Here is a 16,357-nt window from a genome sequence, read left to right as displayed (position 1 = left end):
TTACAAAATCGCCTTCTGCTCCGCATAACCAGCGTAAAAGAACGCTGCGATCACGGAGTGAAAGGCGACGACCGGAAGCCGACAGGCTGCTACCTTCACCAAGTTCGCGATGACAGGTTGCATGCTGCCACACACACCTCTGAGACTTGCACCTCCATCATTCCCTAAATCATGCGTTGAAGGCATTCTTGCCTTCTATATTCCGGCAAGAAGTTTGAATCTCACCCGGATACCTGTTCAAAGCCTTTCATGCAGATGCGCTGTTCCGAGCGCGCAGTGGCGTAAGTGCGATCGAGGATTCGCGCCATACCGGAAAGTGAGAAACCATCTATCCCCTTGTTTTCCAATACACTAGGCTTTTAGCTACAACCAGGAACTAGTCAACAGTTGGAACGTCATGCCGGCCACGGCATGACGCATATCGACGAAACTTGGGATAATGCGACTGATCATTCGCACAGTGGCACATCAGTGCCTGCCGACAGGCCGGGGGGATTCAGGGATTGATACATCGATGCCCCCTTGGTTTGGGCCGTTCAGAAATCGCTCCAACAGCTTTTGGGGACACCTTGTCAAATGGGTAAACGCGATCAATTTGTGATCGACGCGGAACTTTGCCCGGTTCCTATTCTGCTAATTTCCGATGATGGTGTCATCCAAAAGACAAACGTCAGGCTTGACGAACTGTTCGGATACGATCGCGATGAATTGCGTGGTCAAAAGGTCGAAGTATTGGTGCCCACCGAAGTTCGTCGCTACCACAAAGACCTTCGGAACGCTTATTTCGAAATCCCAACCAGCCGAAAAATGGGGTCGGGCCGTGACCTTTATGGGGTTCGAAAAGACGGCACTTTGCTTCCCGTTGAAATCGGGTTGGACCATCTAGTCATCGACGATCAACAGATGGTATTGGCATCGGTACTGGACATACGCGAACGCAAAAAGAGCGAAGCGTTCATCCGACGGGCGCTCAATGCCGCATCCAGCGCAATGATCCAGGTCAACGAACAAGGGATCATCGAACTGGCAAATGTCCGCGCCGGAACCATGTTCGGATATGAAGCGGAAGAGCTACTGGGCAAGTCGATCGAGCTGCTCGTTCCCAGCCGCTACCGGCGCAAGCACCCGGTTTATCGCACCAGCTATCTTGCGCAACACAGTACACGCGGGATGGGATTTGGGCGTGAGCTCTATGGATTGCGGTGTGATGGAAGTGAATTTCCGATTGAGATTACTTTGACCCCCATTCATGAAACCGGTGGCCGCTCAACGATGGCGACCGTGAACGATATCACCGATCGAAAAGCCCGCGAAGCCGGAATCGAAGAACAGAACGAACAGCTAGCTCGTTTGAACCAAGAACTCGCACACTTTGCATACAGCGCGTCGCATGACTTAAAAGCACCGCTGACATCCATCCAAGGATTGCTGAATTTTTGTATCGTCGACTTAGAAGAGGAAGCGATCGAGGAAGTCCGTTCAAACCTGATCAAATGCACAGAGCTTGCGACAACACTAACGACGCGGATTGAAGACACCTTACGGTTAGCAAAGTCCGACATGACCCCTGCGGACTTCGACGAAATCGATGTCGAGGAACACCTCCAAATCATTTGGGCGGGACTAAACGCCGAGGATGTGGAATTGCAAACATTCCTTGCACATAAACATCCAATTACAACTGTTCCAGCACGTTTTGATGTTATCCTTCAGAACCTGCTTTCCAATGCGATCAAGTTTCAGAAAAAATTGCACTCTGAAAAGATCGTTCAGGTGATTACAGCCAGCGAACCGAGTGGGTTTCACCTCACCGTAGCCGACAATGGCATTGGAATTGCAGAACAGCACCGGGAGCGTGTTTTTGAACCCTTTGAACGCGTCGCCGATAGCGACATTCCCGGTAGTGGTTTGGGGCTTGCGATCGCCAAAAAGAATGTGATCCAGCTTCAAGGTTCGATTGAAGTTTGTAGTGCCGAAGGGATGACCATTTTTACAGTCATTCTTCCACAGTCCAATGCGTCTCCTGCGTCTGATCCACATTCAACAAATCGGGTGAAATAAACAATCCATGGGAATATCCATCGTGGTCGTCGACGATAGTGAGCCTGATCGCTACTTGGCGAAACGGGTGATCGGAATGCTTGACTACGACGTCGATGTCGTTGAATACCCAGCCGGTGATCGCTTCTTAGAAAAGCTCGTCGACCGTCATGCAAGATCTAAAGAGATCGGTAGCCCTCCACCACCCACGCTCGTCCTGCTGGATATCAACATGCCTCGAGTCGACGGATTCGAGGTCCTCGAAGCCATCCAACAGCACTTTGGTAAAGACAGTAGCAGCGAATTGGTCGTCAGTATGTACACGTCATCCAATTTTGCTGACGACAAAGATCGGGCTGCTAAATTCGACTTCGTAAAAGAATACGTGGTGAAACCGCTGTCCAAAGATGACGCCAAGCGATTGGTCGAATCCTATTGCCTGAATACCGCTTGAGCGGCCCAGAAGACGCCCCGCTGATCCCGCTCGCGTCTACACCTATCCTGCGGCACGGTCGCTGGAACTGGGCGACCCACAGTTTGCTTAACGGTTCGCCTTAACAGCAATTGCGACCAAAGCGTGCTTTCTATGACTCTGCACCGAGGTACGCCATTGTGATCTACGGCGTTCCCCTCAAAAGACTTTTTCCATCGCTGGAAAAAGTTTCGCCAAGTAATAAAAAAACCCCAGTGGACCTTGCAATGAAGTCCACTGGGGTGCAATAAGAGCCGACATCCGAGTCGAAAAAAATTCCATCTCATTCGATCGCGTCTTGCGACTCATCCTTGGACGCCTCTTGCGCCCAATGCCCCAAATTATTCAACTCCTCAGCCAACTGCTAATCGAATCTTGCAGGATTCACTAGCACGTTTGCCCCGCTGATTTATTGAATAATCAAAGTTTATGCACATGTGCAGATTCCACCAACATCAAATTGTGGACACTATCGCACGCCATATCATTTGCTATCAACGTTTTGGCCGTTTTCACTAGTTCATGGTGAACAGATTGACCGAATCAGCACAAATTGATTCCGTTCTAGTTCAGAAAAGGCACCAAATCGTTCAAAAGTTTTTTTCTTTTTCTTGTTCGCTTTGGCGAAACGAGACAATCGGCGAGCAACATAGCTGTGCTCGAATCGCACTATCGATCAAACGTCGACTTCGTTCGCAAGATATGGTGATAGTGCTGTGCGAAACGGTGTGACTCATCACGAACGTATTGCAGCAATCGAAGTGCAAATGAGTTCTTGCTCAATCGCAACGGCTCACTGATCCCGGGCCTAAAGATTTCTTCTTCACGCTTGGCGAGCGAAATCACTGTCGGTGGCGTGATCTCTTGATCTCGGAAAGCAGCCATGGCCGAATTCAATTGGCCTTTGCCACCGTCAATCAACAGGATGTCAGGGAATGCATCGTTCTCATCAGAAAGCCGGCGAAACCTTCGCGAAACCACCTCGTACATACTGCGAAAGTCGTCAATGCCGTCAACGTCTTTGATTTTGAACCTTCGATATCCTGGCTTGAAGGGAAGCCCGTCAATGAACTGCACCAAACTCGCGACGGTCTGTCCGCCCCCGAGGTGCGCGATGTCCATGCCTTCGATCACTCGAGGCGTTTCACTCAATCCCAGCACCTTTCGCAAACCGGCGAGACCTTTTTTGGGATCGATGTAGAACACTTCCGGCTGAGCATGGGTGTCGAGCTCGCCGCGTTCTTCCAGTCGCTCCAACATCTGCAACTCGTCGCGAAGTACTGCCGCTCGTTCGAAGTCGAGTGCTTGACTGGCGGTAAGCATTTCGTCTCGCATCTCTTTGAGCAAACGCTTTTTGCCACCTTCAAGAAAGGTTTGCAGACGCTTGATGTCCCGGCGATAGTCTTCCTTGCTAATCCGCAAGTTGCACGGGGCGGTGCACTGGTTGATGCTGGCCAACAAACAGGGACGAAACCATTTCCACTGCTCATCCGATTCGGATATGTCCAATGTGCAAGTACGGAACTTGAAAATCCGCTGTAGCACCTGGATTGCGCCGCGCAAAGCACCCGCACTTGCGAACGGTCCGTAGAGCTTGACCCCTTTCGCTTTCGGCTCACGTGTCACTTCGATTCGAGGAAACTCCTCTCGCGTCGTGATCATCAGATACGGAAACGTTTTGTCGTCTTTAAGTTCTTTATTGTTCTTGGGCTGGATGTCTTTGATCAGCCTGGATTCCATCAGGAGCGCGTCGACTTCGCTATCGCAATCCATGTAGTCGATATCCGCGATATCGCCAATCCAATTCGCAGTTCGCGCGTCCTCCGCGGCCGCCTTCAAGAAATAGCTACCAGCTCGACTGCGAAGATTCTTTGCCTTGCCGACATAGATCACCCGCCCCGCGATGTCTTTCATCAAATACACACCCGGCGACTGCGGAAACGTTTTCACCTTCGTCGCGGCGTGCTCAAAACCGAGCGTGGTTTCGGCGGATTCCGCAATTGGCTGCTCAGTAGGCTGATCTACCTGGTCATCCATAACAAAGTGTTGGCAAAAGGGACGAAGTCTCGTGAAAGAGACTGTGCGGTCGCAAGCGTGACCCAGAAGCGTACCCGGAGTGAAGCACGAGGTCCACAAGCAAGTTAATGTCCCTCGGCTAGCAGCCCCCACCAGATAAACCGTCGCTAGCGTGCAGCCCAATGAGCCGCACGGCGTTAGCCGCGGCTAAGCGTCGTCGACTCCGAAACCAACCGACGCCAGCGCGTATCGGCTCAAAGGTGGCAACATCCAGCCCAAATGAGCCGCACGGCGTTAGACGCGGTTAAGCGTCCTCGACCCGAAAACAACCGACGCTAGCGCGTATCGGCTCAGTGGTGGTAACGTCCAGTCCTAATGAGCCGCACGGTGTTAGCCGCGGTTGAGTGCCTTCGACTCCCCAAATAACCGACGCTAGCGCGTATCGGCTCAAAGGTGGCACCATCCAGTCCAAATGAGCCGCACGGCGTTAGCCGCGGTTATGTGTCGTCGACTCCCCAAACAACCGACGCTAATGCGTATCGGCTCAGTGGTGGCAACGTCCAGTCCAAATGAGCCGCACGGCGTTAGCCGCGGTTGAGTGCCTTCGACTCGCCAACTAACCGACGCTAGCGCGTATTGGCTCAAAGGTGGCACCATCCAGTCCAAATGAGCCGCACGGCGTTAGCCGCGGTTGAGCGTCCTCGACTCCGAAACCAACCGACGCTAACGCGTATCGGCTCAGTGGTGGCAACGTCCAGTCCCAAATGAGCCGCACAGTGTTAGCCGCGGTTAAGCGTCCTCGACTCTCCAATTAACCGACGCTAACGCGCTCCGGCTCAATGGTGGTGTCGCGACGTTTAATACGTCACGCCCTTACTTCTTTGCCAAGGACCAATCTTTCCGCTGGCGGCTACTGGGAATCCCCATCCGCTTGCGGTATTTGGTGACGGTTCGCCGGGCGACGGTCATGCCTTCTTCGGCCAACCGTTTGACAAGGCTTTCATCGCTCAATGGATCGCTCTTGTCCTCGTTATCAATCAGCTCTTGGAGCTTCAAGCGGATCGTATCCCAAGCGACGTCTTCGCCGTCATCGGTTTGGGTGCCACCGACAAACAGCCGATGCAATGGAATGATCCCACGAGGTGTCTGCATCCACTTATCGTTAACCGCACGGCTAACGGTGGTAACGTGAACGCCAACCTTTTCGGCGATTTGCTGCATCTTCAAAGGCTCGATCGCTTCGGGACCTTCGTCGAAGAATTTTTTCTGGTGCTCGACGATTGCTTCAGCGACTTTGGTCAGCGTGCTTCTCCGCTGCTCGATCGATTCGATCAGCCACTGAGCCCCATTGATCTTGCGTTTGATGTATTCGCGTTCTTCGTTGCTGCATGTCGGGTCTTGTAGCCGCCTGCGGTAGTACTCGCTAATTCGCAGTGACGGGACACGATCATCGTCCAGCCGAATCTTGTAATCCCCGTTGTCGTCCTGTTCCAGAATGATGTCCGGAGTCACGTTTGGAACATAAGTTTCCATGAACGCGGCCCCTGGCTTGGGGTTGAGCATCTGCAGCTCTTCGCGAATCGTCTGGATCAGCTCGATTGAGTAGCCGGTCGCCTTTTGGATTTGTGGCAGGCGGTTCGCGGCCAAATCTTCGAGGTGCTCGCTGATCAGCTTCTGCATTTCCTCGAAGTGCTCGAACTCTGGTCGAAGTTGAACCAACAGGCATTCGCTCAGGCTTCGCGCCGCAATCCCGGTCGGTTCAAGGGATTGCACAACGCGGAGGGCTTCTTCGGCAAGGGCGAAGTCTTCGGCCGAATGGTCGCTAGGCAGCAAATCGGCCAATGGGGTTCGAAGATAACCACCGTCCCGCGCGTCCAAGGTACTGATAATTCGCTCGGCAACACGCTCGACTTCGTCGTGGATGTCTAGCTCGGCAAGTTGATGCAACAGAAAATCGTTCAGTGATTCCGGGCGAGACTGTGCGTTGGCCATCAGATCGTGGCGGCGGTCAGCATCCTCCTGCATGCGGTTGCTGGACCGGCGAAACGAATCGTCAAAGGTGCTTGGCAGATCCGAGACCATGTTCTGAAGACGCTCGAAGTCTTCGGAATTGTCGCCGCTATCGCGGACCACCAGTTCCTTTTCGTCCTCGCTACGATTGTCCCGAGGGTTGATGTCGTCGAGATCATCGACCCCCATTGGGTCTATTTCTTGCTGCTCAAGCAACGGATTTTCATTCATCTCCTGCTCGATGCGTTCTTGCAGCGCCAGCATGGGCAACTGAAGAATCTCCATCGACTGGATCATCCGTGGAGCCAGCTTTTGGGTTTGAACCAGTCGGGCCTGGAGGCCCATCGACATTCGCATTCCGCTCATGAATTATGTCTTTGCTTGGAGGGATGCGCCCTCGCCTGATGTGCTATCGTCAATGCACTGCGCTATAGCAAATGCACTGCGCCAACGCCAATGCATGGGGCTATCGCCAATGCACGGGGCAAACCGGCATCCACCGGGTTACTTCCATGATATCCGTTGTTTCGCGAGTTGGCGAGCATATCTTGTGCCAAACTTGGATGTTTCTAAGCAAGTGCAGCCGGATTTAATTCTTCAAACAACAAAACACATACGAATTGTATGACAGGCAAACCGTCCTAAGTTCGCTGCGGGGGGAAACCCCTCGCCGTTGGAGCTGCCCAGTTGCCCTCAGTGGTCAGCCTCTTTTGCAACCCACTTTGCAATTTCTACCGAGAAGCGATGAACGCAGGATGCCAATCTGTCCAAGTCGATTTTGGGTGGCGAAGTGAGGCGATGAGAAAGAGCATGACTACGGCCGGACAGAAGATCCAGTCCACGGAAAATCCGACTCGTACTCAGGGAGAAGCCCGAGACTCGTACTCCTACTCGATAAAACCGGTGGCTCAATCGATAGGGCGAAACCCGCCGGCAAAGACGAGAACGAGTAGGAGTACCGCTGCGCTGAGTACGAGTACGAACCGACAGAAGATCCAGCCCACCGAAAGTCCAACTCGTACTCAAGGCGAAGCCCGGTACTCGTACTCCTACTCGATAAAACCGGTGACTTAATCGATAGGGCGAAACCCGCCGGCAAAGACGAGTACGACTGGACCATCAAAACCGATGATCCAATCCGGTCTACAGTTTTTGCCGCCCCGACATTGCGTCGGCGATGATTTCGCGGTTGGCGTATTCAAGAATACTGCCGGCCGTGATCCCGCGAGCGAGCCGGGTCATCTGCACGGGGTACTCGCTCAGTAGGTTGCTGATGTACAGCGAAGTCCCATCACCTTCGACAGTCGGGTTGGTCGCCATGATGACTTCCGAAAAGTTACCGCCTCGGACCCGATCGACCAACGCGTCGATCGTCAATTGGTCGGGCCCGATACCATCGAGAGGAGCAATACGTCCCAGCAAGACATGGTACAGGCCGTTGTATGCTTTCGACTGCTCCAAGCTCATCAAGTCCCGCGGCTGTTCGACAACACACAATCGGGTCTGGTCGCGGGCATCATCGCGGCAGATCGCACAAAGCTCCTGTTCACAAAGATTGAAACAGGTTGAGCAGTAGCGGACGTCGCTACGAATCTTTCGAATCGCGTCGGCCAGTGCCAGAGCCTCATCCTCGGGAACTCGCAGCAAGTGAAACGCTAGACGTTCCGCGCTTTTCCGTCCGACCCCGGGGAGTCTGCCCAACAGGTCGACCAGCTGCGATACAGCACCTTCGTGTTTTTCCACGCTTTTACGTTCAGAACTTTGAGGATGAACTTATCGACCGGTGAACGAAGTCAACAAGCCTTCGACTCCAGGCATGTCCAAATTCATATCGGCTACCATCTGCCGGATCGCATCGGCGTAGCGTTGCTTTGCCTCGGTGCCGGCTTTATTGGCCGCATCGAGGGTGGCTTTTTCTGTTTCGCCAGTCGATAGGTTCTCTTCAACAATGCTGACCGACTGAACTTCGCCAACACAGTTGACGGTCACCATCACGAAACCACATTCGGATGTCCCGGTGACGTGCTCGGATTGCATCTGTTGGTTCAGCTGCTGCATCTTTTCAGGCAAATCCTTGAACGCAGCCATCATCGAAGCGATGTTGCCGAGATTTCCAAGTCCTTTGAACATCTTCGTTCCCTATGTCGCTGGTGTGATATCGATCGCTCTGCAAAGCCGAGCGGTTTTGTATTGGATAGTGGTTTGAGCGTCCACGGCGTGATTGCCGCATGGCGTTCGCAGGAATTGTAGCCCACGGGTAAAGTTGCTGAAACGACGGCACCCCCCGCCCTCGTCTGGTAAAATCCGACCTTTGTGATTGCTTCTCCTCGCGGCACAGATGATGCCGTTTCCTCAGGACATCACGATGCCCCAGCAAAAACTCCATCGATCCAAAAGCCGCGTTCGGATCACGTTCGCTTCACGACAACGATTCCTGCAGCTTGCCACCATACTGTCGTTAGTCGGACTGGTCTCATTATCGCCGCAGATGCTGTCAGCGCAAGCGACGCAGACACTGCGTTCAGCGGATTCTCTGGATTCCGATCAGGCACAGCCAAATCCAGCCCACGCAAAGCAAACTCAGTGGAATCGGTTTCGTGGCCCGAACGGTCGCGGGATTGTGTCGGCCGATTTGCCGACGAAGTGGAACGACAACGACAACCTTCAATGGCGTACGGAACTTCCTGGCCGCGGCAGCAGCAGCCCCGTTTCTTGGGATGGACGAATTTTTCTGACAGCCTATTCCGGCTATGGTTTCGACATGGAATCGCCCGGTGAGCGTTCGTCGCTTCGCCTGCATGTCTTGTGCTACGACTTGAAAACCGGGTCACAGATCTGGGACTGTGTGGTCGAACCTTCCGAAGAGGAACAAGAATTCAGCAAGCGTTTGGGAGAGCACGGCTATGCGTCGCCCACGCCATGCGTCGATGATACGGGAGTCTACGCCTTCTTTGGCCCTTCTGGCTTAATAGCGGTTTCTCCCGAAGGTGAACTTCGCTGGCGTCGCAGCCTAGGAACCAACACTGCAGGATTTGGCGCTGCCGCCAGTCCAATCCTCTATGACGACTTGGTAATCCAGAATGCCTCGATCGAATCGGGGACGCTCTTCGCGTTGGACAAACAAACCGGCGACGTCCGCTGGAAAGTCGATGAGATCGAAAGGGCTTGGACGACTCCGACGATTGTCACGACGGAAGCCGGACAATCTGAATTGGTGATCAATCAAAAGAATGCGATCTTGGGACTTGCCCCCCAAACAGGAAAGCAACTCTGGACCTGCGATGCGATCGAAGACTACGTGGTTCCTTGCGTGATTCAACATGAGGGGCTGCTGTATTGCAGCGGCGGTCGATCCAACAAGACCTTTGTGATACGGCCAGGCGGGCGCGGCGATGTCAGTCAATCACACTTGGTTTGGGAACAGTCTCGCGGTGCGAATGTGACGTCCCCTGTCGTGATCAACGGATTCGTCTTTTGGTCCCATGACAAGTCGATCGCGTTGTGCTTACGAGCGAGTGATGGCGAAGAAATGTTTCGCGAGCGACTGCCAACCCGCAGTCGCGTCTATGCATCGATCGTCAGTGATGGAAATCACTTGTTCCTGACGACGCGTGACCAAGGGATCTTGGTATTAAAAGCAAGCGACCGATACCAAGAAATTGCGATCAATCGACTTGGCACCGCAGACGAACAATTCAACGCGACGCCTGCGATTGTTGATAACAGCCTGATCGTTCGTAGCGATCGGGCCTTGTACTGCATTAGAAAGAACGCCACAGCGTTATGATCCTTGCCAAAACACAGGCGGGGTAGGGGACCGCTACCGCACCGATATTACTGCGAAATCCGGGGCGTTTGCACATCTTAAGCCCCGTTCCCCTCCCTAACGCTTATGAATTCCGACAGACCCTATTCCTACCCTCCCGCATTCTGCCGGACGGACTAACATACAAGTCATAGTCTCTGCGATGGGGCACGGTTCTCCGTCGCTTAACGTTACTCTCGAGAAATCAGAAACTGTAGTGATACGCCCGATCTTGCTAGTTGGACTTTGTGCCGCCACAAACGTGGCAGCTCAAGCAGACACCCCTGCTGAAATCCCACCAGTCGAAGTGCCCGCCGCGGTTGCCAAGACCGAAGCGGAGATGAAACCCTATGCCGAAATCATCGAGCACACCGATCAGACGATTCAAATGGTGCCCATCCCGGGTGGCGAATTCACCATGGGAAGCCCTGAAGCCGAGGACGACCGCAACGACGACGAAGGCCCACAACGGACCGTGAAAATCGAACCGTTCTGGATGGGTAAATTCGAAGTCACATGGGAACAGTACGACATCTGGAACGAGTCCGTCGACCAGCGGATGCGCAAGATGCTGTCGAAGAAGAAAACTCCTCGCGACAGCGCCGTTGATGGTGTTTCAAAGCCGACCGAACCCTATACCGACATGAGCTTCGGCATGGGGCGGGAAGACTATCCCGCGATCTGCATGACGCAGCACGCCGCGCGAACTTACTGCGAATGGCTATCGGCCAAAACGGGTCGCTACTACCGCTTGCCTACCGAAGCTGAATGGGAATACGCCTGCCGAGCAGGAACCGAAACCCCCTACTCCTTCGGTGACGATGTCGATCAACTCGGTGACTATGCCTGGTTCTACGACAACAGCGAAGACAACTCGCAGCGCGTCGGTCAAAAGAAGCCTAACCCGTGGGGTCTTTATGACATGCACGGCAATGTCAGCGAATGGGTGCTAGACCAATACACCCCCTACGACAAGCTGAAAGAAGCCCTGAACCCACTGGCTGTTCCCAAAACACTGTACCCACGGGTTGTCCGTGGTGGCGGTTGGGACGATGACCCAGAAGTCTTGCGTAGCGCTGCTCGCAAGGCGTCTGACGAAGACTGGAAGCAACAAGACCCGCAGGAACCGAAAAGCATCTGGTATCACACCGATGCGTTGTCGGTTGGGTTCCGAGTGGTCCGCCCATTGAACGTGCCTTCGAGTGAAGCCCGATCCACCAAATGGGATAAGACCGAACCCGAACAGAAAGATCCTGAAGAATAGGATTGTGCGACCGCCCGGCCGAATCGGTTGCCGAAGCAACGCCAGATTCGGCCAATTGGACTTAATTGAGCATCGGCGCGAGTCGATGGACTATCACACACAACCGTTAAAGTTTTCTACCCCACGTCCCGCGAGTTTTGACAAGATGACTGACAACAATCGTCGAGAGTTTATTAAGAAATCTACGGCCACCGGCGCTGCGTTGACGTTCGCAGCCGCTGCCGCCCGCAATGTGCATGCAGCCGAAGACAACACCATTCGCGTCGGTCTGGTCGGATGTGGTGGACGTGGAACCGGTGCCGCTAAGCAATCGCTTTCGGTCGATAACGGCCCAATCAAAATGGTCGCTTTGGCGGACGTTTTTGAAAACAAGCTGAAAAGCACCCTCGCTTCGCTGACCACCGACAGCAAGCTCAAGGACAAAGTCGATATCCCCGAAGAACGCCAATACGTCGGCTTCGACGGATACAAGAAAGTCATGGACGCGTTGGAGCCAGGCGACATCGTCATCCTGGCAACTCCCGCTGCCTTCCGCTGGGTACATTACCAATACGCGATCGAGCGTGGCTTGAACGTGTTCATGGAAAAGCCTGTCACGATCGACGCACCGACGTCGGCTCGCTTTTTGGAAATCAACAAAGCCGCTTTGGCAAAGAACTTGAAGGTTGGTGTCGGACTGATGTGCCGCCACTGCAAGGCTCGCCAAGAGCTTTTCGACCGTATCCAGAACGGTGAAATCGGCGACATCACCATGATGCGTGCCTACCGCATGACCGGCCCAACGGCGACCGCAGCGGTTGAGCCCAACACGGGCGACCTCAGCGAACTTGAGTTCCAAATCAAGAACTTCCACGGCTTCCTATGGCTTAGCGGTGGTGCGGTTAGCGACTTCTTGATCCACAACATCGACGAGTCGTGCTGGATGAAAAACGCATGGCCCGTCAGTGCGATCGCATGCGGCGGACGTCACTACCGCGACGGATGCATCGACCAGAACTTTGACACCTACTCGATCGAATACACCTTCGCCGATGGTGCCAAACTGTTCGTCGACGGACGTACCGTTCCTGGATGCAAGCGAGAATTCGCTAGCTTCGCTCACGGCACCAAGGGATCGGCGATCATCTCGACCGCTTCACACACCCCAGCGAAGTCGAAAATGTTCAGCACCCAGATCATGGACGACAAGTTCGAAACTTGGGCATACCCACAACCCGAGCCGAACCCATACCAAGTTGAATGGGACGACTTGATCGCTGCGATCCGCGAAGATCAGGAATACAACGAAGTCGAACGCGGCGTGATGGCCAGTGCCGTTACCAGCATGGGACGTATGGCGGCTCACACCGGCCAAGAAATCACCTTGGAAGAATTCATGAAACACGATCACGAATTCGCACCAAACGTTGCCGACCTGACCATCGACGGACCAGCTCCATTGCAAGCGAACGAAGATGGCAAGTACAGCATCCCGATGCCAGGTTTGGTCAAGAACCGCGAATACCTGTAGGCCAGAGCTTAGCCGACAATTCGGTTAGTCAAACTTGCCAAAACTGATTTGGGCGATGCTTCCTCGCGAAGCATCGCCCTTTTTTCTTTGCCGATGCATCCGACCAAGCGGAAGCCAGAAGGACACCGCAATCTGGCAGAACACCAGCAGCTGAGTGATCTGCCATTTCGCTTCACCGCTTTTGAACGCGAGCAGCCCAACAAGCTTATCAATCAACTGGTCATTTTCGGCGGGAACGCTGTTGCGATCTAAACCTGCAGCTCGCCGTGCCAATCGCGACTACGAGTGTAAAGATCGTGAGCGTGTCAGCGTCGATCTCTAACGAGGTCGCTAACGACTTCGCAAAACAAGCGGGGATGAACGCTAGCTTCACGCAGCGAACGCGACAAAAGAAAATTTGCAGGCTGCTAGACCTGCACTCTACTGTACTTTTTCGACAGCAGACTTCAGAGTGCTGCCGCTTTTCAGCGAGATGACTTTGTCGTCAATTTCGATTTCGACTTTGTCGGCATCGATCGATTTGATCTTTCCGCGAACGCTGCCGATTTCGAATTCGTCACCTACACGAAGCTTCAACGTCTTTCCGCGAGTTCGGACATTCATCCAAGCGGTCCAGTTTTCGGCTCCTTGCACCAAGCCAGTCAAATAGGTTTGCTTGGCGTCATCGTAGGCGAGTTCTACCTTGGGAGGCTCGACAACTGGCGGAGGCGGTGGATCCACAACCTTCACCAATAACGTCTCTTTGGTGGTCTTTTTCGGGAATCCTTGGTCAGTGATTTCTACATCGACTTTGAACTCTTGCAGTTCATCCGAGCGGACACGAATGGTGCCGCTTCGGGAATCGATCGTGACGTTGTCGTGTTCACCGACGAGGCCGAATGTCAGGCCATGCTTTTCGGGGTCATCAACATCCAATGAGATCGCGGTCTCACGCCCACGAACTGCTTCGAACGTTTTATTGCCTTTAAATACCGGTGCTCGGTTTGGCGGTTCAAAGAGATTGCGATTTAAGATCGCGTCTTCGTAGGCCAACTGTTCGCCATCAACCCGCCACGACTGAGTCTTGGGATCTTTGGCGTCTGCGGGAGCCGAATTCAATGCGATCGCATCAAGCGTCAGATTGAAAATAAAGCCGCTATCGCGTTTGGATGGTGTAACGTCAAATTGCTGAATGCGGTGCAGATAGTCTTTTGCCTGAATGTCGTAAAGCAAGCTGACGATCTGAGGCATCTCTGCCCGTCCAGAAACTTTGAACTTCAACTGTTGGTACAAATCGCCAAACGGAGCGATTCCGTTTTCGTTTACCGAAGGTGATTGAATATCGTTTTCCTTGGCGATATCCAACAACCAGCTTTGGTAGGCATTGCGAGCCTTTTCGACATCGCTGGGCAAAGACCGTACGAGATATTCACCCATCTGCCGATCTGCCAACGCACCGAGAGTCCGCTTTTCGACAAGCTGTAGTTGTCGGTTCTGTAGCGAATCGTATCGCGTTTTGCGTTGTTGAAGCGACGACTTGTACTTTGAGAAACCCCATTGTCCAATTCCCAGGACGACAAGGCCACCGACAAGGATTGCTAAAATTCGTTCGCGTTGGTTCATGTGGACACCTCCTCGGCTTGTTCATCAGTCGCAGGAGTTTCGGCTGAGTTTTCGGTGGGGGTTTCAGCGGGGCTTGCTTCAGTGCTTTCTTCGACAGCTTCAGTGCTTTCGGGCGCTGGCTGGCTGCTCACATTTGGATCGGATGCTGTTTCAGGTTGACTTGCGTCAGAGACTGGTGGTTCCGAATCAGCCCCGGCTAGCTGCTCCTGCATGCGGGTGTATCGCAGATTTCGCAGATCTGGTCCGTCGACCGAAATCGTCTCCGTGAATGACCAACGATACCGGTCATCGGCCTGTTCGGCGTTCGTGTCTTTGACCACGACACCGTGGGTGTCATCACGCAGAGCGTTTTGCATCTGATCAATCACGCTCGATTCGGTCACACCACCGGTAATACGTAGGTATCCGCCGCCCTTGGTTAGCGAGTTCGCCGTCACCGACCGAACGATCAGCTTGTCGCTTCCGGGAGCCAACTCGGCAAAGCGTTTGAGTTCATCAAGCCAATTGACATCGCGATCGAGAAACTGGTCGATTTTCTCGGTGCGGGCGATACTTTCGTCTGCAACCTCGGCAGATGGCAGCAGTTGATTGACTTCGTCCTGCAATACCGCGATTTTGTGATCCCATTGGCTGAACTGGCGATAAACAACAAAGCCCAGAACAAGCACGACCGCAGCGGGAACGGCAATCATCGCAATGCGACGAAAATGATCGGGCTTTTCCTCAGGGCGTTTGCGAGGATTCATGAAGTCGATCAACCCGTCGGCCTGAGCGGAACTGCTCATCAACAGCCCGACCAACGGTGCGAATCGCCCGGAATGCTCTGGCAATTTTTGGCGGTCAACTTGGGCGTCGACAAGATCGAAGGGATTGACCGCTTCGACGTCTTCGCACCCGATCTTCTCTTTAATCGCAGCGACTTCGGTTGAATGAACGGCGGCGTTTCCCCAGACGACGATCTTCGCAGGAGTCGCGGTTTCTCCGCATGCCATCATCGTGCGTCGCAATTCACTGACAATCGCGCCTGGGCGATGCTCTTCGTTTTCAGGCAGCCGAACGGTCCGCACGAAGATGACTTTTCCATCTCGCGCGACAACGATTTCGGCGTCATCGGCAAGAAGGTCAATCATCACGCACACAGCAGACGATTTTGTGTTGGCAAGAAACAGCGAAGCGGCTGCAAGCGGGCGGAGCGCAACACGTTCCAACTGCAACTCGGATGTTCCGCAAAGCTCTCTTTCACGATCCAGTTCCGTCGGAGGAACCGCTGCGGCGATCAGCGTAATCGCCTCACCCGATCGAGACGTGACGAGAAAGTCTACGATCGCGCGATCACTTGCCGATGCGAAACTACGAATCGCCTGAAAACGCACCATGTCCGGCAGCTCTTCATCCGGAACCGGAGGTAGCGAAAGCTCACGCAGCTCAGCTTTTCCGCGACCGATCGCGACAAGCGTTTCGGATCGTTGGTGCCCAGCATCGGTGATGTACCGGCGCAGCTTCTCGGAAACCGATTCACCTTCGGCGATCGGGATCAGCTGAGCATCGGTAACCGAGACACGGCTACCGTTGACATTGGCGACGACAATCCGCAATTCGCGGGTGTCGTAGTCGAGAGCAATTTTTTTAACCATACCG

At 53.7% G+C, this 16,357-nt stretch carries 12 protein-coding genes; 5 read left to right on the top strand and 7 right to left on the bottom strand.

What is annotated here, in order from left to right:
* Positions 1–186 carry a hypothetical protein gene (locus LOC67_RS14095; protein WP_230263247.1) on the bottom strand — a complete coding sequence of 62 codons (186 nt, stop codon included), beginning with the start codon at positions 184–186 and terminating at the stop codon, positions 1–3.
* Positions 187–576: 390 nt separating this feature from the next.
* Between LOC67_RS14095 and LOC67_RS14090 the strand changes: the two genes are divergently transcribed.
* Together LOC67_RS14090 and LOC67_RS14085 are read left to right on the top strand one after the other, a co-directional pair.
* Positions 577–2,061 (top strand): sensor histidine kinase, encoded by a 1,485-nt coding sequence (locus LOC67_RS14090; protein WP_230263246.1) that lies wholly within the window; start codon positions 577–579, stop codon positions 2,059–2,061.
* A gap of 7 nt (positions 2,062–2,068) precedes the next feature.
* Positions 2,069–2,494, top strand: a complete 426-nt coding sequence (locus tag LOC67_RS14085; RefSeq protein ID WP_230263245.1) for a two-component system response regulator — start codon at positions 2,069–2,071, stop codon at positions 2,492–2,494.
* Between the two features lie 687 nt (positions 2,495–3,181).
* On the opposite strand, the gene LOC67_RS14080 is transcribed toward LOC67_RS14085, so the two are convergent.
* The 4 genes from LOC67_RS14080 to LOC67_RS14065 all read right to left on the bottom strand — a co-directional run bounded on the left by LOC67_RS14080 (position 3,182) and on the right by LOC67_RS14065 (position 8,668).
* A complete protein-coding gene (locus tag LOC67_RS14080; protein WP_230263244.1) occupies positions 3,182–4,549 on the bottom strand; it encodes an excinuclease ABC subunit UvrC in 1,368 nt (455 codons plus the stop codon).
* 852 nt (positions 4,550–5,401) lie between these two features.
* On the bottom strand, positions 5,402–6,895 hold the full coding sequence (rpoN, locus tag LOC67_RS14075; protein ID WP_261366951.1) for an RNA polymerase factor sigma-54: 1,494 nt from the start codon (positions 6,893–6,895) through the stop codon (positions 5,402–5,404).
* A gap of 786 nt (positions 6,896–7,681) precedes the next feature.
* Positions 7,682–8,281, bottom strand: coding sequence for a recombination mediator RecR (recR, locus tag LOC67_RS14070; protein WP_230263243.1), 600 nt, complete (start codon positions 8,279–8,281; stop codon positions 7,682–7,684).
* 30 nt (positions 8,282–8,311) lie between these two features.
* Positions 8,312–8,668, bottom strand: a complete 357-nt coding sequence (locus LOC67_RS14065) for a YbaB/EbfC family nucleoid-associated protein (RefSeq protein WP_230263242.1) — start codon at positions 8,666–8,668, stop codon at positions 8,312–8,314.
* Positions 8,669–8,876: 208 nt separating this feature from the next.
* Here LOC67_RS14065 and LOC67_RS14060 point away from each other — a divergent pair, with 208 nt between their 5' ends.
* The 3 genes from LOC67_RS14060 to LOC67_RS14050 all read left to right on the top strand — a co-directional run bounded on the left by LOC67_RS14060 (position 8,877) and on the right by LOC67_RS14050 (position 13,117).
* Positions 8,877–10,325 carry a PQQ-binding-like beta-propeller repeat protein gene (locus LOC67_RS14060; protein WP_230263241.1) on the top strand — a complete coding sequence of 483 codons (1,449 nt, stop codon included), beginning with the start codon at positions 8,877–8,879 and terminating at the stop codon, positions 10,323–10,325.
* 235 nt (positions 10,326–10,560) lie between these two features.
* Positions 10,561–11,607 (top strand): formylglycine-generating enzyme family protein, encoded by a 1,047-nt coding sequence (locus LOC67_RS14055; protein WP_230263240.1) that lies wholly within the window; start codon positions 10,561–10,563, stop codon positions 11,605–11,607.
* A 145-nt stretch (positions 11,608–11,752) separates the two neighbouring features.
* Complete coding sequence (locus LOC67_RS14050) at positions 11,753–13,117, top strand: Gfo/Idh/MocA family protein (RefSeq protein WP_230263239.1); 1,365 nt, start codon at positions 11,753–11,755, stop codon at positions 13,115–13,117.
* A 420-nt stretch (positions 13,118–13,537) separates the two neighbouring features.
* Here LOC67_RS14050 and LOC67_RS14045 read toward each other — a convergent pair whose 3' ends face one another.
* Together LOC67_RS14045 and pilM are read right to left on the bottom strand one after the other, a co-directional pair.
* Complete coding sequence (locus tag LOC67_RS14045; RefSeq protein ID WP_230263238.1) at positions 13,538–14,719, bottom strand: cadherin repeat domain-containing protein; 1,182 nt, start codon at positions 14,717–14,719, stop codon at positions 13,538–13,540.
* Entirely contained in the window at positions 14,716–16,353 is a 1,638-nt protein-coding gene (gene pilM, locus LOC67_RS14040; protein ID WP_230263237.1) for a type IV pilus biogenesis protein PilM, read from the bottom strand. The genes LOC67_RS14045 and pilM overlap by 4 nt, the downstream gene beginning before the upstream one ends.
* Positions 16,354–16,357: the final 4 nt, after the last annotated feature.

This window comes from Stieleria sp. JC731 (assembly GCF_020966635.1).
Lineage (GTDB): Bacteria > Planctomycetota > Planctomycetia > Pirellulales > Pirellulaceae > Stieleria.
This window is presented reverse-complemented; position numbering and strand designations above follow the sequence as displayed.